This window comes from bacterium (assembly GCA_004322275.1).
Classification (GTDB): Bacteria; Desulfobacterota; Deferrisomatia; order Deferrisomatales; family BM512; genus SCTA01.
Genome location: SCTA01000035.1, coordinates 1 through 24,597 on the forward strand (window position 1 = coordinate 1; position 24,597 = coordinate 24,597).

29 protein-coding genes and 1 tRNA gene are annotated in these 24,597 nt (G+C 57.7%); 28 read left to right on the forward strand and 2 right to left on the reverse strand.

Features of this window, described 5'->3' with window-relative positions; genetic code table 11:
* Positions 1-161: 161 nt before the first annotated feature.
* The 4 genes from EPN96_10385 to EPN96_10400 all read left to right on the forward strand — a co-directional run bounded on the left by EPN96_10385 (position 162) and on the right by EPN96_10400 (position 2,575).
* Positions 162-350 (forward strand): hypothetical protein, encoded by a 189-nt coding sequence (locus tag EPN96_10385; GenBank protein TAL16018.1) that lies wholly within the window; start codon positions 162-164, stop codon positions 348-350.
* Positions 283-1,860, forward strand: a complete 1,578-nt coding sequence (locus EPN96_10390) for a response regulator (GenBank protein TAL16019.1) — start codon at positions 283-285, stop codon at positions 1,858-1,860. The genes EPN96_10385 and EPN96_10390 overlap by 68 nt, the downstream gene beginning before the upstream one ends.
* Positions 1,861-1,937: 77 nt before the next feature.
* Positions 1,938-2,435, forward strand: coding sequence for a lytic transglycosylase domain-containing protein (locus tag EPN96_10395; protein ID TAL16125.1), 498 nt, complete (start codon positions 1,938-1,940; stop codon positions 2,433-2,435).
* Positions 2,436-2,500: 65 nt separating this feature from the next.
* Positions 2,501-2,575: transfer RNA gene (locus tag EPN96_10400), tRNA-Gly, on the forward strand.
* Between the two features lie 185 nt (positions 2,576-2,760).
* On the opposite strand, the gene EPN96_10405 is transcribed toward EPN96_10400, so the two are convergent.
* Both EPN96_10405 and EPN96_10410 read right to left on the reverse strand, forming a co-directional pair.
* Positions 2,761-3,162 (reverse strand): hypothetical protein, encoded by a 402-nt coding sequence (locus tag EPN96_10405; protein ID TAL16020.1) that lies wholly within the window; start codon positions 3,160-3,162, stop codon positions 2,761-2,763.
* 2 nt (positions 3,163-3,164) lie between these two features.
* Positions 3,165-4,112 (reverse strand): hypothetical protein, encoded by a 948-nt coding sequence (locus EPN96_10410; GenBank protein ID TAL16021.1) that lies wholly within the window; start codon positions 4,110-4,112, stop codon positions 3,165-3,167.
* A gap of 188 nt (positions 4,113-4,300) precedes the next feature.
* On the opposite strand from EPN96_10410, the gene EPN96_10415 reads away from it, so the two are divergent.
* From EPN96_10415 to EPN96_10530, 24 genes are all read left to right on the forward strand, one after another.
* Positions 4,301-4,627 (forward strand): hypothetical protein, encoded by a 327-nt coding sequence (locus tag EPN96_10415; GenBank protein ID TAL16022.1) that lies wholly within the window; start codon positions 4,301-4,303, stop codon positions 4,625-4,627.
* Between the two features lie 209 nt (positions 4,628-4,836).
* Positions 4,837-5,151, forward strand: a complete 315-nt coding sequence (locus EPN96_10420) for a PilZ domain-containing protein (protein TAL16023.1) — start codon at positions 4,837-4,839, stop codon at positions 5,149-5,151.
* 99 nt (positions 5,152-5,250) lie between these two features.
* The gene (kdsB, locus tag EPN96_10425; protein ID TAL16024.1) at positions 5,251-6,024 is read left to right on the forward strand and encodes a 3-deoxy-manno-octulosonate cytidylyltransferase; all 774 of its coding nucleotides are present in this window, start codon (positions 5,251-5,253) and stop codon (positions 6,022-6,024) included.
* Between the two features lie 43 nt (positions 6,025-6,067).
* Positions 6,068-7,684, forward strand: a complete 1,617-nt coding sequence (locus EPN96_10430; GenBank protein TAL16025.1) for a CTP synthase — start codon at positions 6,068-6,070, stop codon at positions 7,682-7,684.
* A gap of 2 nt (positions 7,685-7,686) precedes the next feature.
* Complete coding sequence (locus EPN96_10435) at positions 7,687-8,514, forward strand: 3-deoxy-8-phosphooctulonate synthase (GenBank protein TAL16026.1); 828 nt, start codon at positions 7,687-7,689, stop codon at positions 8,512-8,514.
* Entirely contained in the window at positions 8,511-9,470 is a 960-nt protein-coding gene (locus tag EPN96_10440) for a KpsF/GutQ family sugar-phosphate isomerase (GenBank protein ID TAL16027.1), read from the forward strand. Before EPN96_10435 ends, EPN96_10440 begins: the two co-directional genes overlap by 4 nt.
* On the forward strand, positions 9,470-10,003 hold the full coding sequence (locus EPN96_10445) for a phenylphosphate carboxylase subunit delta (protein TAL16028.1): 534 nt from the start codon (positions 9,470-9,472) through the stop codon (positions 10,001-10,003). Before EPN96_10440 ends, EPN96_10445 begins: the two co-directional genes overlap by 1 nt.
* The gene (locus EPN96_10450) at positions 9,958-10,527 is read left to right on the forward strand and encodes a hypothetical protein (protein ID TAL16029.1); all 570 of its coding nucleotides are present in this window, start codon (positions 9,958-9,960) and stop codon (positions 10,525-10,527) included. The genes EPN96_10445 and EPN96_10450 overlap by 46 nt, the downstream gene beginning before the upstream one ends.
* A 1-nt stretch (position 10,528) precedes the next feature.
* The gene (lptA, locus tag EPN96_10455; GenBank protein TAL16030.1) at positions 10,529-11,020 is read left to right on the forward strand and encodes a lipopolysaccharide transport periplasmic protein LptA; all 492 of its coding nucleotides are present in this window, start codon (positions 10,529-10,531) and stop codon (positions 11,018-11,020) included.
* Entirely contained in the window at positions 11,017-11,751 is a 735-nt protein-coding gene (lptB, locus tag EPN96_10460; GenBank protein TAL16031.1) for an LPS export ABC transporter ATP-binding protein, read from the forward strand. The genes lptA and lptB overlap by 4 nt, the downstream gene beginning before the upstream one ends.
* Positions 11,752-11,757: 6 nt before the next feature.
* A complete protein-coding gene (gene rpoN, locus EPN96_10465; protein ID TAL16032.1) occupies positions 11,758-13,200 on the forward strand; it encodes an RNA polymerase sigma-54 factor in 1,443 nt (480 codons plus the stop codon).
* A 103-nt stretch (positions 13,201-13,303) separates the two neighbouring features.
* Entirely contained in the window at positions 13,304-13,840 is a 537-nt protein-coding gene (gene raiA / locus EPN96_10470) for a ribosome-associated translation inhibitor RaiA (protein TAL16033.1), read from the forward strand.
* Between the two features lie 21 nt (positions 13,841-13,861).
* A complete protein-coding gene (locus EPN96_10475; GenBank protein TAL16034.1) occupies positions 13,862-14,323 on the forward strand; it encodes a PTS sugar transporter subunit IIA in 462 nt (153 codons plus the stop codon).
* A gap of 13 nt (positions 14,324-14,336) precedes the next feature.
* Positions 14,337-15,278, forward strand: a complete 942-nt coding sequence (gene hprK / locus EPN96_10480; protein ID TAL16035.1) for an HPr(Ser) kinase/phosphatase — start codon at positions 14,337-14,339, stop codon at positions 15,276-15,278.
* Complete coding sequence (rapZ, locus tag EPN96_10485; GenBank protein TAL16036.1) at positions 15,275-16,147, forward strand: RNase adapter RapZ; 873 nt, start codon at positions 15,275-15,277, stop codon at positions 16,145-16,147. The genes hprK and rapZ overlap by 4 nt, the downstream gene beginning before the upstream one ends.
* Positions 16,134-16,568 carry a PTS sugar transporter subunit IIA gene (locus EPN96_10490; GenBank protein TAL16037.1) on the forward strand — a complete coding sequence of 145 codons (435 nt, stop codon included), beginning with the start codon at positions 16,134-16,136 and terminating at the stop codon, positions 16,566-16,568. The genes rapZ and EPN96_10490 overlap by 14 nt, the downstream gene beginning before the upstream one ends.
* A 33-nt stretch (positions 16,569-16,601) precedes the next feature.
* A complete protein-coding gene (locus EPN96_10495; protein TAL16038.1) occupies positions 16,602-17,099 on the forward strand; it encodes a PTS mannose/fructose/sorbose transporter subunit IIB in 498 nt (165 codons plus the stop codon).
* Positions 17,087-17,794, forward strand: a complete 708-nt coding sequence (locus tag EPN96_10500; GenBank protein ID TAL16039.1) for a hypothetical protein — start codon at positions 17,087-17,089, stop codon at positions 17,792-17,794. The genes EPN96_10495 and EPN96_10500 overlap by 13 nt, the downstream gene beginning before the upstream one ends.
* Positions 17,593-18,522: a hypothetical protein gene (locus EPN96_10505; GenBank protein TAL16040.1), complete on the forward strand. Its 930-nt coding sequence runs from the start codon at positions 17,593-17,595 to the stop codon at positions 18,520-18,522. The genes EPN96_10500 and EPN96_10505 overlap by 202 nt, the downstream gene beginning before the upstream one ends.
* 11 nt (positions 18,523-18,533) lie before the next feature.
* On the forward strand, positions 18,534-18,803 hold the full coding sequence (locus EPN96_10510) for an HPr family phosphocarrier protein (GenBank protein TAL16126.1): 270 nt from the start codon (positions 18,534-18,536) through the stop codon (positions 18,801-18,803).
* Positions 18,796-20,598 (forward strand): phosphoenolpyruvate--protein phosphotransferase, encoded by a 1,803-nt coding sequence (gene ptsP / locus EPN96_10515; protein ID TAL16041.1) that lies wholly within the window; start codon positions 18,796-18,798, stop codon positions 20,596-20,598. The genes EPN96_10510 and ptsP overlap by 8 nt, the downstream gene beginning before the upstream one ends.
* A 73-nt stretch (positions 20,599-20,671) precedes the next feature.
* Positions 20,672-21,838: a methionine adenosyltransferase gene (locus EPN96_10520; protein TAL16042.1), complete on the forward strand. Its 1,167-nt coding sequence runs from the start codon at positions 20,672-20,674 to the stop codon at positions 21,836-21,838.
* An 82-nt stretch (positions 21,839-21,920) separates the two neighbouring features.
* Positions 21,921-23,171 (forward strand): isocitrate dehydrogenase (NADP(+)), encoded by a 1,251-nt coding sequence (gene icd / locus EPN96_10525; GenBank protein ID TAL16043.1) that lies wholly within the window; start codon positions 21,921-21,923, stop codon positions 23,169-23,171.
* A 145-nt stretch (positions 23,172-23,316) separates the two neighbouring features.
* Positions 23,317-24,588 (forward strand): TlpA family protein disulfide reductase, encoded by a 1,272-nt coding sequence (locus tag EPN96_10530; protein TAL16044.1) that lies wholly within the window; start codon positions 23,317-23,319, stop codon positions 24,586-24,588.
* Positions 24,589-24,597 lie beyond the last annotated feature (9 nt).

Consider the following 24,597-nt stretch of genomic DNA (forward strand, 5'->3'; position numbering starts at 1 on the left):
ATTTTGAGAGCGATTTTGTCGCGAAGATTGAGTAAAACCGCAGGCGTAGTTGTTCTACGTCGAGGTTTTGCGATTGATGAGCGGCAAAAGCGGGCCAAAAGCCGGATGCGAGAACGAAGGATTTATTTACGGACAAGCCCTAATATCCCAAGGAGGAACAAATGAGCCAGAAAGACCACTTCAAGCCCGAGGATTCAAGCACTCTCAAGCGCGGGTGCCAGACCACCGACGAAACCATCGATCTTTGCCCGTGCGGTTCCGGCAAGCTCTTCGTGAAGTGTCATGGTCTGCCCTGCGCCTGCGGTTCCGGCAAGCCTGCCTACAAGTGCTGCCGCACCGGCGACTTCTGATCGGAATGAGGCCTTGGAAGAGGCGTTGAAGCGTCCAAGGCCTCTCGTTCTGATTATCGAGGACGCTTCGGAATCGGTCGAAGCTTTTGAAAGGGCCTTGAGAGAGGATGGGTTTGACTGCCTCAAGGCCTTCGACGGAGTGACCGGCAAGGAGTATTACGACCGTTACCTGCCCGACGCGGTGGTAATGGACATAAAGCCCGCCCGCATTCCGGGTCTTACGGTTCTTCGCCATATAAAATCCAAAGATCCCTTCGCCGTGGTCGTCATCCTCGAAACCAGGGGGACCGAGCGCCACGTCCTCGAAGCCTTCCGGCAGGGGATAAGCGACAGCCTCAAAAAGCCGGTCGATCCCGCCCTCCTCTCAAAAACCGTCAGCTCGGCGATAAACAGGGCCAAGACAAGCCGCACCATCGAGACCATTTCAATATTGCCGAACTGGAAGGGCGGCGACGTGGCGAAAAACATTCTCTTCGACGCACCCGTAGCCCTGCTCCACGTTTCCCCCGAAGCGAAGGTGCTCTTCGCGAATCGCAGGGCGTCGGCGGTTCTGGGCGTCAGGCCCGCAACTCTCTCGGGTTACGACATAGGCGATTTCGTTGCCCCCCATATAAGCGAAAACTGGCTCAACGCCGTTTTCGCCGGTTCGCTGACCCCCCTGGGCTACGAGGGGGAGGTGAATCTGAAGAGGGGAGACAACGGGTGGTTTACGGCGAGGGTCAACGCCGTGGACGGGCCGGGGAAAGGGGAGATGATTATCGCGGTGAGAGACCTGACCAGGGAGAAGTTCCTCGAAAGAGAGCTTTTGTCTTCCAAGAGGCTTGCCGGTCTGGGCAGGGTGGTCGAGGGCGTGGCCCACGAAGTCAGAAACCCGCTCATTTCGATAGGCGGCTTCGCGAGGAAGGTCGAAAAGGCAGTCCCTGGAGGCACCGCTGAAAAGGAGTTTATGAGCATTGTCCTTAGCGAGGTGGAACGCCTCGAAAGGATGGTGGAGGATATCGAGGGTTTCGTCGAATTCACCAACGCCGCTCATCCTTGCAACGCCAGCGTAGACATGGGGCAGGTGCTGGGCGCTTCTCTCGAAAAAGTGGCGAAATCCCACACGGCTTCGCAAAAAATCAAGACTGAATTCAAATTGGGCCCGGAAATAATGGTTTTCGGCAGCAAGGAGCTTCTGGAAGAACTTTTTACGCTTATTATTGAAAATGCTTACGATGCTATGGCGGATGAAGGCGGCGAACTCGATCTTAAGCTCGACGAAACGGGCGGATGGGCGAGAGTTGTTGTCAGCGATACCGGAATCGGCATACCGGAATCGGATCTCGACTCTATTTTCGATCCGTTTTTTACTTCAAAAACCAGAGGCGTTGGATTAGGTCTTGCCAAAGCTCATCTAATAGTAGAAGATCACTTCGGTCAGATTAAGTACAAGAGCAAGGTTGACGAGGGTACTGTTTGTACGATTCTCATTCCCGTCGACCGGAGAAAAGTGGTCAGGAAATCTCATTGAAGACAGCCTGCTTGACATTGACCGCCTTGGCCTTTTTCGCGGTATCTCCCGCGTCGGCGGATATCTACATCAAGCGAATGCCTGACGGGCAGGTGATGTTCACCGACACTCCCACCTCGGAAGACTTCACGGTTCTGATTAAGACCGACCCCCAGCCCCAGACTCAGAGCCAGCCCGATCCTTCCCCCGGCGGCAGCTGGATGGAATACACCGATTCGATAGCAAACTATAACGCTCTCGACCCCGATCTGGTCCACGCCGTCATCTCCGTGGAATCCGGCGGCAACCCCGACGCGGTCTCCCCGAAGGGCGCAATGGGGCTCATGCAGCTCATGCCGGGAACCGCCGACGAACTTGGCGTCGTCGACCCGATGGAGCCCACCGACAATATCCGCGGCGGAGTAAAATACCTTGCCGGTCTCATTGACCGTTTCGATGGGAATCTGGAGCACGCTCTGGCCGCTTACAACGCAGGACCCGGGGCCGTACAGAAATACGCCGGAATACCCCCCTACCTCGAAACCCGCCAGTTTGTTAAAAAAGTCCTCGCCAACTACAGAAATCGCCAAAAATGATTTTAGAGGAAAATGCCTCTTGACTTGGTAGGTCAGATTAGGCAAAATCCGCTTCACTTTTTCAGGCGGGAATAACTCAGTGGTAGAGTGCGACCTTGCCAAGGTCGAAGTCGCGGGTTCGAATCCCGTTTCCCGCTCCATAAAGAAATTAACGGCCCGAAGGCCGAAAGATTTAAGCCGGTATATCCGGCGCTATATGAATGGACGGCGATAGCCGTCCTTTTTTTTTATGGAATTGGCGATTAATTCAATAAGATTACCGTTTGAGAAATAAAAAAGACCGTCTTTAAGGCGGTCTTTTTTATTATAACTGCAAAGTCAGGCTTTATTGTTCTTTTGGTTTTGGCAGGGCGGGCCTGGGGGGCTCGCCCGTTGAGATCGTGCAGGAGCCCACCAGGTGGCCTCCCTCGGCTACGCGCACGGAACCGGCCTTTACGTCGCCCTTGACGCCTCCGCCGTTGCCTACCTCGACCGTCTCGCTTGCGGTAACGTCTCCGACCACCTCGCCGTGGATAATCACGTTTACGGCGGTTATCTGCGCCTCGACCTTCACGCCTTTGTTTATCACGACGTTGCCGGAGCTTTTTATGGCACCCTTGAACTCACCGCCGATGAAGATGTCGCCCTTCGAGGTAATCGAACCCTCGGCCGAGGTGCCCGAGCCGAGGATGGTTTCAGGGCCGGAAGAGACAGGTATCCTAAGGTCTTTTTTTGCTTTCTGGAACATGGTTACCTGCTTGCCAGGGGGCTGTCGAAACCGTCCCAGATGTAATCCATCGGGTTAACCGAACGGCCGCTTTTGTAGACGGAGTAGTGGAGGTGGGTTCCCGTGGAGCGCCCGGTGTTGCCCATTAGCCCTATCACGTCGCCCCGCTTGACCTTCTGTCCGACCTTGACCTTGCTCGTGGAGAGGTGGGCGTAGAGGGTCTTTATGGATTCCGCGTGGAGTATCCTTATGCAGTTTCCGTATTCGGCGTCAAAACCGCTCTCGATGACGGTTCCGTCGGCGGGCGCGACGATGGGGGTCTTGAAGGGGCCGCAGATATCGAGGCCGGAGTGGAATTCCTTGGTGTTTCCCGTAATAGGGTCGGTGCGCCAGCCGTATTTGCCGGAGATGTAGAGATCTCTTTTGCTTCCCTTTACCGGCAGCATCGTGGGAACGGCGCTGAGGGTCTTGAGCTGATCCTCCACCTGAGCGACCACGTCGGCAAGGCCGATGGACTCGGGCCGGGCGGTTCCGATCTTTCCGGAAGAGTCCTTTTCGATATCAAGAACGGATGGGGTTTCGACGGGAGCGGACTTGCCGCCCTGGTTCGGGTATTTGCCGAGCTCGCTCGCCTTGATGCCGAAGAAACTGCGAAGGCGGTTTTCGAGGGAGTGCATGCGGTCTATCTGGTCGCGCTTTTCGGAGTTCTCCCGCTCAAGGACGGAGGTCTTCTGGGTCAACTCGTCGATGATTCCGCGCTGCTGCTCGATGGTGGTGGAGAGGGTTGTGCTTTGTTCAAGCTGGGATGAAACCTGGTAGTGGTAGACGGCCATCGTGATGCATAGCAGCACCGAACTCAGGACAAAGAAACCGAAAACGCCCAGTATGGCGTATATCGCACGCATTGAAAGCGTGATCGTCCGGTAGGGCTTGTCGTAGCCGGAGAACCATATAAGTGTAGCTTTACGCAAAGTTACGCCTCTTTACCACTGGTTGCCCAAATTGCAACAAGTTTTTTTCACACTTCCCTATCCATTTATCTCATTTATGTCCCGGTTGACAAGAAGAAACGACCGGAAAAAAATTCATTACATTGCGTTTCTGCCGTTTGGTGCGGTAGATTGGTAATAGTAAAGGAAAAACCATTTAAGGGGGAACGATGAGCTACGAGCATCCCTTCAGGAAATTCCCGAGAGTACCTTCGGAAAACGCCGTTCTGATAAAGAAACTGGGCCAGCGCGAGGTCGAGGGGTTTACAAAAACCAGGACGGTTGGTCTCGGGGGGTGCATGTTCATTTCCGATGAAAGTTTCGGAATCGGCTCGTATTTTGAAATTTTTATCTCGACCGGGCCCCACGTCGTAAAGGCCAAAGGGAAGGTCGTCTACGAAATACCCGACGAATCCGGCGTTTTAAACGTCGGAGCGGAGTTCGTGGATATAAACGACGAGGACAGAAAACTGCTGGAGACGCTCTGGCTCAAGTGATAAATAAGGTATGCGGCTTTTGCCCCCTGAAACCCCGGAAAGGGGTTTTTGTTTTTGCTCCAAGAGACTTGACCCGCTTAAAACTCCTAAGTACCATGTTGTACGGCGACCGGGGCCGGTGTGAAATTTTACGGCAACCGGTTACGGGATGGATATGACCAGCGCGGGTGACACCGCCTCGTGGTTGGCTGAAAGGAAAGCACCGGATAATGGATATCAGGAGACGGTTTCCAAGAATCCCGTCTGAAAACACCATACTTCTGAAAAAGCTCGGACCCGCCGAGATGGAATCCTTCGCCAAGACCCAGGTTGTGGGGCTTGGCGGTTGCATGTTCGTTTCCGATGAAAAGTACGGCATCGGCACCTATTTCGATATTCTGATTTCAGTCAAGAACACCGTCGTAAAAGCCATGGGCAAGGTCGTTTACGAGGTTCCTGACCCGGAAGGAAAGTTCCAGGTCGGCTGCGAATTCATCCATATCTCGGATTCGGACAGGCAAATCCTCGAAGTTCTCTGGAAATAGGAAATTTTCCGATACCGGCAAGGCCTGGAGGGCAGACCCTCAGTCCGCCCTTTCCGGACGGCGGGGTTTGTCCGGTTTCATCGAGCGGGAGACACAAGAGTGCGGGCAGTAGCCATAATTCCGGCCAGATACGCTTCCTCCAGGTTTCCCGGCAAGCCTCTCTACCCCATACTCGGAAAGCCGATGATTTCCTGGGTGGTCCGCGCGGCCCTCAGCGTTAAAAGCCTTTCCGGGGTTTACGTAGCCACCGATTCCGATGAGATTGCGAAGGCGGCCGCCGGGGCCGGAGGGAAGGCAATCATGACTTCCCCCGAATGCAGAACGGGGACCGACAGGGTCGCCGAAGCCGCCCGGAAGATCGACGCCGGCATAATAATAAACCTTCAGGGCGACGAACCGGCTTTTAACCCGGTGAACGTCGAGAGGCTCGTAGGGCTCTTCGGCGGTTCCGGCGGGGTTCGCATGGCGACCCTCGCCCGTCCGGCCGAAAACGCCGGTGAACTTCTCAGCCCCGACGTTGTAAAGGTGGTATGTGACGGGACGGACGATGCGCTATACTTTTCCCGTTCGCCCATACCCTATTACCGCGACGCCTGGAGGGGAGCAAATCCGGGGGCGGCGTTCCCCCCGGGGGGCGTCCTTCCTCTGGTCCATCTGGGCGTCTACGGATTTTTGCGCGAGAGCCTCTTTGCCTTCACCGCCCTCCCGGCTGGAAAACTTGAGAAGGCGGAGGAGCTTGAACAGCTCCGCGCCCTCGAAGCCGGGTGGAAGATACGGGTCGCCCTGGCAAAAGGGCCTTTCGCCAGAGGGGTTGACAGCCCAAAGGACGTTCCCCCGGTCGAAGAGTTTCTGAAAAAAACGGCGGGAAAATGAAGACGCCTTCAATTTTTTACATTTCATCTCCGTAGGAGCGAGCATGCATACCAAATTCGTATTCGTCACCGGAGGCGTTCTCTCCAGCCTTGGCAAGGGTCTGGCTTCCGCCAGCCTCGGGGCGCTGCTGGAGGCGAGGGGGCTCAACATAACCCACCTCAAGATGGACCCGTACATCAACGTAGATCCGGGGACGATGAATCCCTATCAGCACGGAGAGGTTTTCGTAACCGACGACGGCGCCGAGACCGATCTCGACCTGGGCCATTACGAACGCTTTACCCATGCCAAGCTGAGCGTGAACAATAATTTCACCAGCGGGCAGGTTTACGACACAGTCATTTCCAAGGAGAGAAAGGGAGACTATCTGGGCGGCACGGTTCAGGTAATCCCCCACATCACCGACGAAATAAAAAGAAGAATCCACCTCGCGGCCAAGGGAACCGACGTAACCATTGTGGAAGTCGGAGGCACCGTCGGAGACATAGAGAGCCTGCCCTTTCTCGAAGCCATAAGACAGTTTCGCACCGAAGTCGGAAGCAGAAACACTATTTTCATGCACCTGACGCTGGTTCCCTACCTCGCGGCGGCGGGTGAGGTGAAGACAAAGCCCACCCAGCACTCGGTTAACGAACTGCGCCGCATCGGCATCCAGCCCGATATCCTCCTTTGCCGCTGCGAGAAGGCGCTCGCCCCCGACATCAAAAAGAAAATCGCGCTCTTTTGCAGCGTCGACAACGACGCCGTCATCTCCGCGAAGGACGTAAAAAACATCTACGAGGTTCCTCTGAACCTCCATGAGGAGGGGCTCGACCAGAAGGTGGTGGAACTGCTGAACATCTGGACCGGCAAGCCGAAACTGGAGGGGTGGGAAAAGATTCTGGAGATTGTCCGCTACCCCAAGGATACGGTCAAAATCGCCATCGTCGGCAAGTACGTGGAGCTCAAAGAGAGCTACAAGAGCCTCTCAGAGGCCCTTACCCACGGCGGCTTCGGCAACCAGTGCAAGGTGGAGCTTATCTACTTCGATTCCGAGGAATTTGAAAACGGCGAAGATCTCGGCCTCGACAAGCTTGCGGACGGGGTGCTGGTCCCCGGCGGCTTCGGCACGAGGGGGACCGAGGGGAAGATGCGGGCCATTAACTACGCCCGCGAAAAGAAAATACCCTATTTCGGCATCTGCCTCGGGATGCAGCTCGCAGTCGTGGAGTTCGCCCGCAACGTCTGCGGCCTCGATAAAGCCAACTCCTCCGAATTCGACCCCGAGACCCCGTACCCGGTCATCGACATGATGCAAGAGCAGGTGGGCATAGAAAACAAGGGCGGGACGATGAGGCTGGGGGCTTACCCCTGCAGGCTCCTCGAAAACACCCACTCCTTCGCCGCCTACGGAACGAAGGAGATCAACGAGCGCCACCGCCACCGCTACGAGGTCTCTAACGCCTTTAGGGACAAGCTTCAGGAGAAGGGGCTGATACTCTCCGGACTCTCGCCGGACGGTTCTCTGGTGGAGATGGTGGAGCTTCCCGATCATCCGTGGTTCGTGGGCTGCCAGTTTCACCCCGAGTTCAAGTCGCGCCCGATGGACCCCCACCCTCTTTTCAGGGATTTCATCAAGGCCAGCCTTGAAAACAAGAAGAAAAAGGGACCGGCGGAGTGAGTTTGAAAAGGGTAGAGATACGTTCCATCCCGATTGGCTCGGGAGCGCCCCTCGCGCTCATCGCCGGGCCCTGCGTCATCGAGAGCGAAGAGCTCGTTATGCAAACGGCGGAAAATCTCTGCAAGATAACCTCCGGCCTCGGTATCCCGTTTATCTTCAAAAGCTCTTACGACAAGGCCAACCGGACCTCCGTCGATTCCTTTCGGGGCCCCGGCCTTGAAAAGGGCCTCAGGATACTCGAAAAGGTAAGGAAAGAGCTTGGAGTCGCCATCCTCTCCGACGTGCATTCGCCGGAGGAGGCGCTTTCGGCTGGAGAGGTTCTCGACTGTATCCAGATTCCCGCCTTCTTGTGCCGTCAGACCGACCTTCTCGTCGCCGCAGGCAAGACCGGGAAGCCGGTCAACATCAAGAAGGGGCAGTTCCAGGCCCCCGAGGATATGCTGGGCGCGGCGCGCAAGGTGGAATCCGTCGCGGGCTCCGGCGGCGTGACCCTCACCGAGAGGGGGACGACCTTCGGGTACCATTACCTCGTAGTGGATTTTCAGGGGCTTCCGGCGATGGCCGAACTCGGCTATCCGGTGGTCTTCGACGCCACCCACTCGGTGCAGTACCCCGGCGGGGGCTGCGGAGTCTCCGGCGGAGATTCAAGCCGCGTTCCCGCCCTCGTCCGCGCCGCCGTGGCGGTCGGAATCGACGCCCTTTTTATCGAAACGCACCCCGACCCCTCAAAGGCGCGTTGCGACGGCCCCAATTCGGTTCCTCTGGAGAAGGTCGAAGGACTCCTGCGCTCCGCGCTGGCCATCGACGAGGCAAGGAGAAGCTTCCGGTGAGCTTCATCGAGACCGGCAAAAGAGTCCTCGCCATAGAATCCTCGGCGATACTGAGACTGAAAGAGTCGCTCGACGAATCCTTCGACAGGGCGCTCAATATTCTTTACGGCTGCAAGGGGAAGGTAATCCTGACCGGAATGGGCAAGAGCGGGATAATCTGCAAGAAGATTGCCGCCACTTTCAGTTCTACCGGCACCCCCGCCTTCTTCCTCCACCCGGCGGAGGGCGCCCACGGCGACCTCGGGATGCTGTCAAAAAACGACGTGGTCCTCGCCCTCTCTAATTCGGGGGAGACCGCCGAGATTCTAGGGCTTCTGCCGCTGATACGGCGAATGAACCTTCCTCTGGTCTGCATGACCGGCGAGGAGAAGTCCTCGCTGGCGAGGCGCGCCGACGTAACCCTCAAAGTCCCGGTGAAGGAAGACGCCTGCCCTCTCAATCTCGCTCCCATGGCCTCCACTACCGCTTCTCTGGCCCTTGGCGACGCCCTGGCTGCGGCGCTTATGGAAAAGCGCGGTGTTTCCGCCGAGGATTTCGCCCTCGTCCATCCCGCCGGTTCCCTCGGGAGGCGGCTGACCCTGACCCTCGAAGACCTGATGGTACGGGGCGAGGGGATACCCAGGGCCAAGGCGGCGGATAAAATGAGAAAGGTCATCCCCGAGATATCCGGCAAGGGGCTCGGCTTCACCGGGGTTTTCGGCGAAGACGGAGAACTTCTGGGAGTAATAACCGACGGCGACCTTCGCAGGGGCATAGAGGCGAGGGAAAACTTCCTCGACGTTACCGCCGAAGAGCTCATGCACAAAAATCCCAAGACCGTTCCCGCGACCATGCTTGCGGCGGACGCCCTCTGCCTGATGGAGAACTTCTCCATAACCAGCCTCTTCGTCACCGGCGAAGACGGAAGGGTGTGCGGCGTCACCCACATTCACCATCTCGTCCGGGCCGGGCTCTGATGGAACTTCGCGAGCGCTTCGCCTCCGTTTCTATACTCTTTCTGGACGTTGACGGCGTAATGACCGACGGAAGGGTGACCCTTGACGGCAAGGGCGGCGAGACGAAGGATTTCGACGTTACCGACGGGCTGGGCCTTCGGCTGCTGCAGGACAGCGGCGTTACAGTCGCGCTCATAACCGGAAGGGTCAGCGACGTAGTGGCCCAGAGGGCGAAGGAACTGCGGATATCCGAGCTTCATCAGGGGGTCAGGGACAAGGTCCCGGTCTTCAAGAAAATCCTCCTCGACAAGGGGCTTGCGCCCGAGAACGCCGCCTACGCGGGGGACGACCTTCTGGACCTTCCGGTTCTGACGAAAGCGGGTCTCGCGATTACAGTGCCCTCGGCGCCGGAAGAGGTGAAAGCCCGCGTTCACTACGTTACCGCTAAAAGCGGCGGACGCGGCGCGGTGCGGGAGGTCTGTGAGGAGATACTGAAGGCGAAGGGGCTTTGGGACTCCATCGTGAAAGGCTTTCTCGGCCCGGAGGAGTCTTGAGCCAAAAGGTCTCGTTAGCCGTGGCGGTTCTTCTCGCCGTTTCGCTGACAGCGTGCGGCGGCAAAGAACCGCCGAAGCAAAAACCCGCCGAGGAATCCAGACTCACGGCGCAATCCTTCAAGGCTCTCTCGATCGAGGGGGATTCGCTGGTGAAAAACGGCAGGTGGCTTCTGAAGGCGAAGAGCGCCAGCGCCGACGCTATGGGCAAGGTCGGAAAGATGGAGGGAGTAACCGCCGCGCTTACGGACGCTGACGGCGAGATAAGCGTAACCGCCGAGACCTGCAGCTTTGTAAGCGAAAGCGCCATCGACCTCGCCGGAGACGTTGAGGTCGTTTGGAAAGGGTATTCGGCGCGGGGCAGGTCGCTGACCTTCGATTTGAAGGCCGGAATCCTTACCTCCACCGAAGAAATAGAGCTTCGGGGGGATTTTATACGGGTAACCGGCAAGGGCCTCAGGGTCCTGGCGGAAGGAAGAGTAGCTTTTATCGATAAAGACGTTCACGCCGTGCTCGGAAGGATGTGACGTGAGAATATACGCGCTGGTTTTGTTGTTTGCGGTCATCGGGGCGGCCGGTTTTTGCGCCCCTCCGGTCCCGGTAATGATGGGCTCCGACGGCGGCGCTCCCATAAGCGTCGACGCCCAGTCGATGGAGCTTCAGTCCAGGGAGCGCCTCGTCATCTTCACCGGCGAGGTCACCGCAACAAAAGGCGAGATGACCATAAACGCCGACAGGCTGGAGGTGCGCTCCACCGAGGACCAGAGGATAAAGCAGGTTTCCGCGAAGGGAAACGTACGTCTCCGGAAAGGCGAAATCGCAGCCGTGGCGGGGGCGGCGGACTACAACCTCGAAACCGACGTGGCTGTCCTTTCCGGCGAGCCCAAGGTCTGGCGGGGGAGGGACGCCGTCAGCGGGGAGAAGATAAGCATAAACTTCACCGACGAACGCATAAGCGTCGAGAGGGCCAGCGCGGTCCTCTTCCCGCAGGAAACCAAACCCGGAGAAATAAAAAAGTGAATCCTCCCGCGACGCTGTCCGCGACCGGCCTTAAAAAGATCTACGGGAAAAAGGCCGTGGTGGACGGGGTGGACATAAACGTCTCCGAAGGCGAGGTGGTCGGGCTTCTGGGGCCGAACGGGGCGGGGAAGACGACCTCCTTTTACATGATAATAGGTCTGGTGCAGGCCGACGGCGGCGAGGTGTCGCTTTGCGGCGAAGACATAACCTCGCTTCCGATGTACAAGCGCGCCAGAAAGGGGCTCGGGTACCTTCCGCAGGAACCCAGCATCTTTCGCAGGCTCACCGTTCACGACAACATTTACTGCGTACTCGAAGCGCTGGACTATCCTCACGCCCGGGCCGAAGAGAGGACCGAAGAGGTGATGGAACAGCTTGCGATCCGCCACATCGCCGACCGCAAGGCCCTCCATCTCTCCGGCGGCGAGCGCAGAAGACTCGAAATAGCGCGCCTCCTTTCAACCTCGCCGAAGTTCATCCTGCTCGACGAACCCTTTGCCGGAGTGGATCCCATTGCGGTCGCCGAGATTCGGGAACGAATATTGCAATTGAAGTCCATGGGGATCGGGATTATACTTAGCGATCATAACGTTAGAGAGGCTTTGGGCGTTTGCGACCGCGCTTACATCATCAGCCGCGGCGAGGTTCTCGAAGAGGGAACCCCGAAAAAAATCGTAGAGAGTCCCAGTGCCCGTGAAGTGTATCTCGGGGAATCCTTTCGTCTGGACTGATCCTTAATGGCTTTGGAGTTTACTCAAAAAATAACGCAGGACATCCGCCTGACCCAGGAGCTGGTAATGACGCCACAGCTCCAGCAGGCGATAAAGCTCCTGCAGCTCAACCGGATGGAACTCCTCGACAGGGTTCAGGAAGAGCTCGAAGAAAATCCCCTGCTCGAAGAGGTCAAGGATTCAGAATCCGAAGAGCCCGCCGATTCGCCGACCGCTCTGCTGGAACTCACCCCCGAAACCGTAAAAGACGAGGCGCTTCCCAAAGAGATCGAGGAATGGGAACAGTATCTCGCCGCCCACGACCAGCCCCCCGTCGCCGACCACATCCCCGAGCCCGCCGAAGAGCGCACCTCCTTCGAGAATTACATCGCGCCGGAAACCACCCTTCACGATCACCTCCTGTGGCAGCTTCGCATGGGCGACGTAGAGCAAAGGGAATTCGAGATCGGCGAGGTGATAATCGGCAACATCGACGACGACGGCTACCTTCGCTCCACCGTCGAAGAGATAGCCGAAACGTTGAACGAGCCGGTAAGCAGCGTCGAAAGGGTTCTTTCCCTCATACAGGATTTCGACCCCACGGGAGTCGCGTCGAGAAGCCTCGAGGAGTGTCTGATGCGTCAGGCCGAGGACAGGGAAGCCCCGGCCTACGTCAAAAAGATTATCTCCGAGGGGATAAAATACCTTGAGTCGAAAAACTATCCCAAGATGGCCAGGGACCTTGGCATTACCCTCGAAGAAGCCAACCTCGGCGCGAAATTCATCTCGGGGCTGGAGCCCAAGCCCGGAAGGGCCTTCTTCGAGGCGAGGGTCGATTACGTCGTCCCCGACGTGTACGTCACCAAGCGCGGCGACGAGTACGTCGTCCAACTCAACAACGACGGCCTCCCGCACCTTCGCGTGTCCCCCTACTACCGCTCGATTCTGAAGAACGAGAGCGACGAGGGCAAAGCCGCCAAGGGCTACATACAGGAGAGGATTCAGGCCGCCATGTGGCTCATCCGCGCCATAGAGCAGCGCCAGCAGACCCTTCTCAAGGTCGCCAACTCCATCGTCAAATTCCAGAAAAACTTCTTCGACAACGGAGTAACCCAGCTTAGGCCCCTTATCCTCCGGGACGTGGCCGACGACATAGGGATGCACGAATCCACCGTCAGCAGGGTCACCACCGGCAAGTACATGAGCACCCCCCAGGGAACCTTCGAGCTGAAATACTTTTTCTCCAGCGCCATCTCGCGCCACGGCGGCGAGGATTTGGCGAGCCGTAGCGTTAAGGCTAGAATTAAAGAGGTGGTTTCGAGGGAAGACTCGGGCAATCCCCTGAGCGATCAAGAGATAGCAAAAATACTTGAAAAAGAGTTTTCGCTTAAAATCGCGAGGCGGACGGTAAGCAAGTATCGGGAAAGCATGGGGATTTTGCCCTCCGGCTCACGCAGGTCGTACAGTTGAGGGCGAGCAGGGCCGATTGACATTCTAAACGTTCATTTGCTAGAGTCACTTCTTTACGCGAGAGATTCTCGCGCAAGAAGGAAACCTGTCAGGAGATTTCACAATGCAAGTAAACATCACCTTCCGGCACGCGGAGCCGACCGAGGAATACAAAACCTACGTATCCGACAAGCTCAAGAAACTTAAGAAGTATTTCGACGTCGTCGTAGACAGCCACGTAATACTTACCCACGAGAAGTTCCGGTACACGGCTGAAGTGATAATGAACGCCAACGGTCTTCGCATGAACGCCAAGACCGAAGGCCCCGATTTTCACACCGCCATCGACGGAGTCTTCACCAAGCTCGACCGCCAGCTTTCCCGCTACAAGGAAAAGGTCAGGGGCCACAAGAGGATGACCACTCTCGAAGCCAACACCATCCGCGAGAGCGTGTATTCCTACGAATCCTTCGCCCAGGAAACCGAGCCGAAGATCGTCCAGACCGGCCACTACGAGACACACCCGAAGTCGGTCTCCGACGCGGTGATGGAAATAGACCTTACCGACAAGAATTTTCTCGTCTTCACGGGCGACGACGGCAAGGTGAAGGTGGTTTACAGGCGCGAGGACGGCGACTACGGACTTATCGAGCCGGAGTGATGGCGTAAAGGAGCCGCTACGATGCGGGTGGCCGATTTTCTAAGGAAAGAATGGATTATCCCCGACCTCGCTTCCCACAACAAGGAGGGAGCGCTTTCGGAGATGGTCGGCGTTCTGGAGAAGACAAAAGGCGTGCCGGACGCCGGCAAGGCCCTTACCGTTCTCCTTGAGAGAGAACAGCTCGGCTCGACCGGCATAGGCGAGGGTATAGCCATTCCCCACGGCAAGCTCTCCGAGATCGGCGATGTCGTCTCCGTATTCGCGCTCTCCAGAAACGGCGTGGACTTCGACAGCATGGACGGCGCGCCCGTCCACATACTGTTTCTCCTCATCGCTCCTGAAAACTCCGCCAGCCTCCACCTCAAGGCGCTGGCCAGGATTTCGCGGCTCCTGAAATCCCGCCAGTTCAGGGACGAGCTGATCAAGCAAAGCAGCGTCGAAGACCTCTTTGATCTTATTGTCAGCGAAGACGAGAAGTACTGACCCGGCTTCAAAAGTGAATAACGAGATAAAGTGCCGCGCGCTGCTTGAGGACAAAACCCACCGCCTGGGGCTTGAGATCCTCGGGGGCAAAGAGGGGCTCGACAACCTTCTGCGCTCTCCTCGCATCCAGAAACCGGGTCTGGCGCTTGCGGGCTACGTAAAGCAGATACGCCCTCACCGCGTACAGGTTCTCGGCGCTACCGAGCTTCGCTACCTCGAAAGCCTCAAGGCCGAAAAGCGGGAGAGGGCGATAAAAAGGATCTTCGAGCTCGACATAGCCTGCTTTATAGTCACCAAAGGCCAGCAGGTAGACGAGCTTTTCGTCAAGTACTCGGACGAAAAGAAAATCCCCCTCTTCCGGACCGCTCTTACCAGCCGCCTTCTCATCGAGAGGGTGGAAAAATTTCTTGAAGACCGCCTCGCACCCTCCACCCACATGCACGCCGTGCTCGTTGACGTCATCGGCATCGGCGTTCTGCTTCGGGGGCCCAGCGGAGTCGGCAAGAGCGAGTGTGCGATGGACCTCATACTCCGGGGACACCGCCTCGTGGCCGACGACATGGTGGAGATACGCCTCGTCCCTCCCTTCAACCTCATCGGAAGGGGAATGGGCATAATCCGCTACCACATGGAGATACGGGGCCTCGGGGTGCTGAACGTCCGCGACCTCTTCGGCGTCACCTCGATATTGCCTGAAAAAGAGATCGACCTCGTGGTAGATCTGGTGCCGTGGGATTCTTCACAGGATTACGACAGGCTGGGAATCGACGAAAAGACCTTCTCCATACTCACCGTCGAGGTGCCCTATCTCAGCATACCCGTCGCCGCCGGAAGAAACATGGCTTCCGTGATAGAGGTAGCGGCCAGAAATCACCTTTTGAAGAGAATGGGCCAGAACAGCGCGCTGTCCTTCGTCGAAAAGCTCGATGAAAAGATACGGGAGGGCAAAGACTGAACTTCGTCAGATTCGTAGTGGTCACCGGGCTCTCCGGCTCAGGAAAGACAGCCGCGCTGAAAGCCCTCGAAGACCTCGGATTTTTCTGCATAGACAACCTCCCGGTGGCGCTCCTCCCGAAGCTGGCCCAGCTCAGCCTTTTTTCGAGGGAGATGGTCACCAAGGTCGCCATAGGCATGGATTCCCGCGAGAGCGAGTTTCTGGAACGCTACATAGAGGCGTTCGAGGAGCTCGACACCCTGGGCACCAAGGTCGAACTGGTCTTTCTCGAATCCGACGACGAGGTTCTGCTAAAAAGGTTCAGCGAGACGAGGCGCCGCCACCCGCTGGCGAAGGACAGGTCCGTCTTCGAGGGTATCTGTCAGGAGAGAAAGCTCTTCGCCGGGATAAAGGAGCGGGCGGACATTTCAATAGACACCTCCAGCATGAGCGTCCACGACCTCAAGCGCACCCTCTGGGATTATTTCAAGCGCGAAACCGACGAAAAGCAGCTCCAGGTCACCCTCCTGAGCTTCGGCTTCCGGAACGGTCTTCCCCGCGAGGCAAACATAATCTTCGACGTAAGATACCTGCCCAATCCCTATTTCGTCTCCGAACTGAAGGACAAAAACGGTACCAACCCCGACGTTTTCAAGTTCGTTTTCAGCTCGGTGGAAGCCGAGGAATCCTTCCAGAAGTTCAGGGACATTCTCAAGTACCTTCTGCCCCTCTACGAAGCCGAGGGGAAGTCATACCTGACCATCGCAATAGGCTGCACCGGGGGCAAGCACCGCTCGGTGGCCTTTGTCGAGAGACTGGCAGACGCCCTCGGGGACAGCGAGCGTAAAATAAGGGTGCTTCACAGGGATCTGCGAGATGAGCGAAACTGAAGAGGTAGTCGGCCTTGTCGTAGCGGCGCACCGCGATTTCGGCAGGGAGATGGTCTTGGCCGCCGAAGGGATAGTCGGGCCGATGAGCGGGGTGACCTCGGTGTCGATCCACTACAACCACTCCCTCGACGAAGCCACCTCGATGGTTCAAAAAGCCATCGACGACACCGACCGGGGCAAGGGGGTCATAGTATTCACCGACATGTTCGGCGGCACTCCCACCAACGTAGCGCTCTCGATGCTTCGGAAAAAAACCGTCGAGGTCGTCGCCGGGGTCAACCTCCCCATGCTCATAAAGGCCCACGTCGCCAGAAGAACGATGGGGCTTGAGGAACTAGCCGCCTTCATCAAGGATTACGGCGCGAGAAACATCATCGTCGCCGGCGAGATATTCCACTGTTCCCTTAAGGAAACCACTTGAGACCGATTATCGTTGAAAGGCCGGAAGGCGGCCATGTTTAACGTAATCGGCAGGGTGGACAACCGGCTCGTTCACGGCCAGGTTCTCGAAGGATGGGTGCCGAGGCTGAAAATCGACCTCATTCTGGTGTGCGACGAGGGGCTCTGCAAGGACCCTTTCCAGAAATCGATTTTCGAGTCCCTCGGTTTCCGGGGGCCGGACATTATGGTTATAAGTCCCGCAGCCGCCCCGGCTTCGGTCGAAAAAAACAAAAACAAAAAAATACTCATACTCTTTCGCAGCACCAAAGGGGCTCTCGACGCTTTGAAAGCCGGGCTCGACCTCACCTCCCTGAACCTCGGCAACATTCACTCCTCCGACGAGTGCCAGAGGATAACCGAGAGCGTTTATCTGAATCTCGCCACGGTGGTCGAGCTTTCCGAGATAGCCGGCCTGGGAGTCGAAATAGAGGCGAGGGCTCTTCCCGGAGACAAGCCGATAAGAATCACCGGCGAAATGCTGGAGGAATATAAAAAGAATTGCCCCCGCTAATCCTCGCCTACCTTTCCCTGTTCGGGGGGTTGCTCTCTCTGGACCGCACCGCCTTTTTCCAGACGATGGTTTCAAGACCGATCGTCGCGGGTCCGGTTGCAGGGTATCTGCTTGGCGATTTCGAGGCGGGGTGCTGGTGCGCCATACTTCTTGAATTTCTGTGGCTCATGCGCCTCCCTATAGGAGGAGCGGTGCCCCCCGACGACGCTCTCGCCACCCTTGCCGCCGTCGCGGCGGCCGCCACTCTGGCTCCCCACCCCGGAATAGGCATCCCCCAGGCTTCCTCGATCGGAGTCCTCTTCGGGCTGCCGTTCGGCTATCTCGGAAGGTGGGCGGACCTGAAAATCAGAAACCAGAACGGAGTGTCCTACCTCAGAGTGCGAAAAGCTCTCGCCGAAGGCAGGATGATCCGCCTTTTTCGTCCTCATTTCGATTGCGCCGCGAGGTTTTTCTTCGCCGGATCGGCGCTGACTCTGGCGGCCACCCTTACCGGATGGATGTTCGGGCAGTTAACGGCCGATACCTTCGGCGGTCTGCTCGGGGGCTCCAACCGTTACGCGCTGGCGCTCGTAATCCTGACCGCCGGAGGAGGGGCGCTTCTGGCCGGAATCGGCGGCAGGTACGGCAAAGCGGCTTTCGGGCTCTCGGCCATCGTCGGCTTTTTTTGTTCGACCTGGTTTCTGGCTGCGCCGTGAATAAACTGACGAGGGCGCGCATTCTGCTCCGAAGCCTCTGGCTTCAGGCCTCCTGGAGCTTCGAGGGGCTCCAGGCGCTTGGTTTTTGCTGGGCGATGGAGCCCGCCCTGGACGAATTCTACGGAGCCGGGGGACCCGAAAGGGTAGAGGCGGCGAGAAGGTACACCGAAACCTTCAACACCCATCCTTTTTTCGCCCCCGCCCTTCTGGGGTGCGCCCTTAGGCTCGAAGAACGGGGCGAGGGGAGCAGGGTAAAAGACATCTGGCAGGTCGCCATGGGGCCTTTCGGAGGGCTCGGCGACAGCTTTTTCTGGGGGGGGCTGAAACCCTTTCTGGCTGCGGCTGCCGTTCTGGCGCTTTTGCTGGGAATAAAGTGGGCCCCGCTGGCTTTTTTGCTTACCTGGCTGATAATTTCCGTCTATACGAGGGTTTTGTTTTTTCAAATCGGGTATCTTAAAGGCGAGGAGGGGATTACCTCGCTTCTGAAAACGGGATTTCTTCCCGCCTCGGGACGGATGAAGCTCTACGGCTCGGCAATCCTCGGTGCGGTCGCCGGGGTGATGGCCTTTAAGGCCTCTTCGGGAGTCCTGCCGGGATCTCTTCTGGTGCTGGCGGCGACGGGAGCGGGCGCACTCGCCCTTTCCTCTCTGGCAAAAAGGGGAGTCGATCCCGTCAGAGTGCTTTTTCTTGCCACGATCATCTTTGTCTTGCTGGGACTTGTGAAATGACCGACGAAAAGGTGCTGGAGCGAAAATTCGAGATTGTAAACAAGCTCGGACTCCATGCGAGACCCGCCGCGCAACTTGTGAAGACGGCGCAAAAATTCACGGCCGAAGTGGAAGTGGCCAAGGACGGCATCAGCGTCAACGGCAAATCCATAATGGGAATACTGATGCTTGCGGCGGGCAGAGGGACGACAATAACTGTCAGGACGAGCGGGGCCGACGCCCACGAGGCCATGGAGGCTGTCGGAGGGCTCGTCAGAGGCGGATTCGGAGAACATGAGTAATCATTCAGAAAAAAAGGGAAAGGTCGTACTCCAGCGAAGCGAGTGGAGCGGCATTCCCGTAAGCCCCGGAATCGTCATCGGAAGGGCGTATCTGGTCGACCGGAAAAAGGTAAAGCCCCAGGAGCGGCTGATTACCCCGGAGATGGCCGAGCAGGAGATCCAGCGCTTCAAGGAGGCTCTCGAACTCAGCCGCGAGCAGCTCACCGCCGTCAAAAAGCATTACGAGCTGAACAAGCTCGGCGATTACGGCTACCTGGTGGACGTAAACCTCCTCATGCTCCGCGACAACATGCTGGTGAAGGACACCGAGAGGGTGATCAGCGAATCTCTGGTCAACGCGGACTTCGCCTTCTGGCAGGTTATACAAAAGGTAAAATCCGTCTTCGCGGGAATCGACGACGAGTACTTCCGCGACAGGCAAAACGACATAGACCACCTCGGCGAGCGCGTCCTTCGCAACCTCGCGGGAATACAGGTCAAGCGGCTGCAGGACATACGCGCGGACGTGGTAGTGGTGGCGCACGACCTCTCGCCGATGGACACCGCCCAGATGGACGTCCATCAGGTAAAGGCCTTCGTGACCGACCTCGGCGGACGGACCTCGCACACCGCAATTCTCGCCCGCGCCCTCGGCATACCGGCGGCGGTCGGACTCGAAAACGTTACCGACACCGCCAACGGCGGGGATCTCGTAATAGTCGACGGCATTTCCGGCAAGGTCATAGTCAACCCCTCCGAAGAGGACCTTGAAAAATATAAAAAACGCGCCGCGCGTTACAGGGAATTTCTTCTCGAACTGGATTCGCAGGCGGAGCTCCTAGCGGAAACCGCCGACGGCCACAGGGTAATGGTGCGCGGCAACGTCGAGCTTGCGGAGGAGCTTTCCACCCTCGCCAGATACCGGGCGGACGGAATCGGCCTTTACCGCACCGAATTCATGTATCTTAACCGCGATTCCCTCCCCACGGAGGAGGAGCACTACGAGACCTACGTAAAATTCGCCGAGGCCGTTTACCCCGAAGTGCTCACGATTCGGACCCTGGATCTCGGCGGCGACAAGGTCGCCCACTCCCTGCCCCTCACCGAAGAGACCAACCCGGCGCTGGGACTTCGTTCGATACGCCTCTGCATGAGGGAGCCCGAGATCTTCCAGCAGCAGCTTTGCGGCATCCTTCGCGCCTCCGTAAAGGGGAACATAAGGGTGATGTTCCCGATGATCTCCGGGGTGAAGGAACTCGAAGAGACCCTTGGGCTGCTGGAGAAGGCGAAAGCCCGGCTGCGTCAGAGGGGAGTCGCCTATTCGGAGAAGATGCAGGTCGGGGTGATGATCGAGGTCCCCTCCTCGGCGGTAATGGCCGACAAGATCGCCGGGATGGTGGATTTTCTGTCCATCGGCACAAACGACCTCATCCAGTACACCATCGCCATCGACAGGGGCAACGAACACGTGGCCTATCTTTACGAGCCGCTGAACCCGGCCGTGCTAAGACTCATAAAGATGACCGCCGAGGCGGGCAACAGGGAAGGGAAGCTTGTATCGGTCTGCGGCGAAATGGCGGGCGACGAGCTTTATACCCTTATCCTTCTGGGGCTCGGGGTTGACGAACTCTCCATGCAGGCCGCCTCCATTCCGAGGATAAAGCGGATCATCAACCGTTCCACGACCGAAGAAGCCCGCGCCCTCGCCGGCATGGTTGTAAACATGTCCACCGCCGAGGACGTGAGAAATTACCTCGAAAAATATTTCAGCGAAAAACACCCGGGCCTTCTGGACCCGCTAAGTGAAAAGCTGTAGAATGCCGAATCTGTTTTCCTAAGGGCTTGTCCGTCAAGCCCTAAGCCCTAAATTGTGATGAGGACGACAAAAAATGGGAATGACTAACTTCCTCTTTACCTCCGAAAGCGTCACCGAAGGCCACCCCGACAAGGTCGCCGACAGAATCTCCGATTCGATACTGGACGCCATAATCGCCCAGGACAAGACCTCCCGCGTGGCCTGCGAAACCCTCGTCACCACCGGAATGGCGATGATCGCGGGCGAGATAACCACCAGGGCGCAGGTGGATTTCGCCGACGTGGTCAGAAAAACCATAAAAGACATCGGCTACACCGACCCGTCGATGGGGTTTGACTGGGAAGCCTGCGCGGTGCTGGTCTCTCTCGGCAAGCAGTCGCCGGACATCGCCATGGGCGTCAACGAAACCGAAAATCACGAGCAGGGCGCGGGCGACCAGGGGCTCATGTTCGGCTACGCCTCGAACGAGACCCCCGAGCTTATGCCCATGCCCATAAGCTACGCCCACAAGCTGACCGCCCGCCTCGCGGAGGTGAGAAAAGAAGGTCTGGTGGATTTCTTCCGCCCCGACGGAAAAAGTCAGGTGACGGTACGCTACGAAGGCAACAAGCCCGTCGCCGTCGATGCGATAGTCATCTCCACCCAGCACACTCCCGACGCGACCCTGAAGCTGGTAAAGGAAGCGGTGATGGAGCTTGTCATAGCGCCCGTCATCCCCAAGGAGCTTCTCGATCCCAAGGTCCGCTACTACATCAACCCCACGGGGCGGTTCGTTATAGGCGGTCCGATGGGAGACTGCGGCCTCACCGGAAGAAAGATAATAGTCGATACCTACGGCGGCCACGGCAGCCACGGCGGCGGCGCTTTCTCCGGCAAGGATCCCTCAAAGGTTGACAGAAGCGCCTCCTACATGGCGCGCTATGTGGCCAAAAACGTGGTCGCCGCCAGGCTCGCCGACCGCTGCGAGGTGCAGATCGCCTACGCAATCGGCGTGGCCGAACCGGTGTCGCTGATGGTTGACACCTTCGGCACCGGCAAGATCAAGCCCGACAGGATCGCGGCGATAATCAAGGATGTCTTCCCGATGAAGCCCCGGCAGATAATCGAAACCCTCGACCTTCTGCGCCCGATCTACAAGTCCACCTCGGCTTACGGCCACTTCGGCAGGGAACTGACGGAGTTCACCTGGGAGCGCACCGACAGGGTAGACGCCCTCAGGAGCGCCGCCGGCCTCAAATAGAGTTAAGCCTTTTTTAAAGAAGCCGAACGCGCCCCTTAAAAAGGCGCGTTTCGCATATCGGCAAGAGAACAAGGAGTAAACGATGTCCGCCAAGATCAATTACGCCCCGCCGGTATCCGGCACGAAGATTCAGAAGGGCGCCGACGGCAAGCTAATAGTGCCGGACGACCCGATTCTTCCCTTCATCGAGGGAGACGGCACCGGTCCCGACATATGGAACGCTTCCAGAATCGTCTTCGACCACGCGGTGGAGCTGGCTTACGGCGGCAAGAAGAAGGTCTGCTGGTACGAGATCTTCGCCGGTGAAAAGGCCTTTACAAAGTACGGAGAGTGGCTGCCCAAAGCGACCCTCGACGCCATAAAAGAATACAAGGTTGCCATAAAGGGGCCGCTCACCACACCCGTGGGAGGCGGAATCAGGAGCCTCAACGTAACGCTCCGCCAGGAGCTGGATCTCTACGCCTGCGTCCGCCCTGTGCGCTACATCACCGGCGTTCCCTCGCCGGTAAAGGAGCCCGAAAAGGTCAACGTGGTCATCTACCGCGAAAACACCGAGGACGTTTACGCCGGCATAGAAAACCCGGCGGGGTCCAAAGAGGCTCTGGAGATCATCGCCTTCATCAAAGAGAAGTGGGGCAAGACGATACGGACGGACAGCGGCATAGGAATAAAGCCCATGAGCCGCGAAGGGTCCAGAAGGCTTGTGCGTCAGGCCATCCAGTACGCAATCGCCAACAAAATCGACTCGGTCACCCTCGTCCACAAGGGCAACATAATGAAATTCACCGAGGGCGCGTTCAAGGACTGGGGCTACGAGCTCGCCAAAGAGGAGTTCGGCAGCGTCACGATTACCGAAAACGAGCTTTGGGAGAAGTACGACTGCGTGCGTCCCGAAGGGAAGATAGTAATCAAGGACCGCATCGCCGACGCGATGTTCCAGCAGCTTCTCCTTCGTCCGGACGAATACGGCGTCCTCGCCACCCCCAACCTCAACGGCGATTACCTCTCCGACGCCGCGGCGGCGCAGGTGGGGGGGCTCGGCATGGCCCCCGGCGCGAACATCGGCGACGATTACGCCGTTTTTGAGGCTACCCACGGCACCGCGCCCAAATACGCAGGTCTGGACAAGGTCAATCCCGGCTCGGTGATACTCTCCGGCGTCATGATGTTCGACCACCTCGGCTGGTTCGAGGTCGGGAAGCTTATCCTCAAGGGACTTGAGACCGCCGTCGCGAGAAAAGAGGTTACCTACGACCTGGAGCGCCAGATGACGGGGGCCAAAAGCCTTAAATGCAGCGAATTCGCGAAGGCCGTCTGCTCCTACATGAAATAAATTTAATCAAGGGACGGCCAAAGGGGTGCGAAACCTTCAACACTGCTGTATCCTTAAAGCGTAGGAAAAGCCGGTGAGACGGCGGACGGCCTTTACGCAAAAACGTGCAAAAGGGGCTGAAACAGCCTTGAAAAAAGGAGTCGGCATGAGAAGGATAATTCTTCTGGTTATGGCGCTTCTGCTGACCGGGTTCGTTGCGTCGGCGCAGGACGACCTTCCGACGGGAGTACAGATCGACCAGCCCATCCCGGCGATATCGGGTGTGGATCTCGCGGGTAACGCCGTTGACGTAGCCTCGTTTACCGGAAAAAGGACCGTCGTCCTCTCCTTCTGGTCGATCTACTGCACCGATTGCGTCAAGGAGCTTGACGATCTTCGGGTGATAAGCACCGAATTTCCCGAGGACGAGGTCGCCATCATCGCGGTCAACACGGATTCGTCCGTGCCCCTTTCCCGGATAACCAGCTTCATCAGGAGATACGAAGGGGTGAGGGGGTCCACTCTGGACGTCATACACCTTCTCGACAGGGACGGCTCCGTCGTAAACAACCTGGGCGTCCGGTACATACCCCTGATGATAACGGTAGGAAAGGGCGGGGTTGTCACCAGCGTGCTGAGCGGCTACCGCCACGAGCAGGACAAGAGCAGGCTGGTGCAGGCGCTCGAAGACGGCAGAATCGCCACCGGCGCGTGGTCGGAAGGGCTTCGAGGGAGGCTCCGCACCATTTTGCGTTCCTCCGGCCCGAGCGGTCAGGTGGTGGAGTGGGGCGCTTTCAGGGTTGAGGAGGGGATGTCCCTCTTCGGCCTCTACAACAAGGACGGTTGGTCCTGCTCCCTGACGGGCCAGACCAACCGCGACGTAGAAGTGGACAGGGTTGAGTGCGTCGTCCGCGGGAGGCTCAAATTCTCCCTGATGCGGGAGGCTCTCCAGAGTCTTGGTTTCAGGGTGGCCCAGGGGTCGAAAGCTCCCTATCAGGAATACGGAATCGAGATTCCCGAGTGCGCCCTTGATATAGAGCAGGACCGCCTCGCCAAGCTCTACAAGGACCTTGAATTCGATTCGCTTTACGCGGCGAACGAACAGAAGGGGTTGTGGGTTGGGGACCGTTTCTGGAGCGGGCTTGTCGGCGACGTGGACCTTGCCGCCCTTCGCGAAAAAATGAAGGATCTCGGCCTCGCCTCCTCGCCGATGACCATCGAACTTATCACCAACAGCGATTTCGACTTCAAGCCCAGAGCGGTGCTAAAAGAGCTTACCGAGAGGTCGTACCGCGTCTCCTCAATCCGCGACGACCGCATAATCTACTACGGGAACGCGGACAAGCTTGTGGAAGAGATAATGGCCCTTAACATCAAGGGGCTTGAGGTTTTCGCCGAGAAGCTCGAAGACAGCGTGGTGAGGCTCGAATCCTTCTAGCTGTTTTAA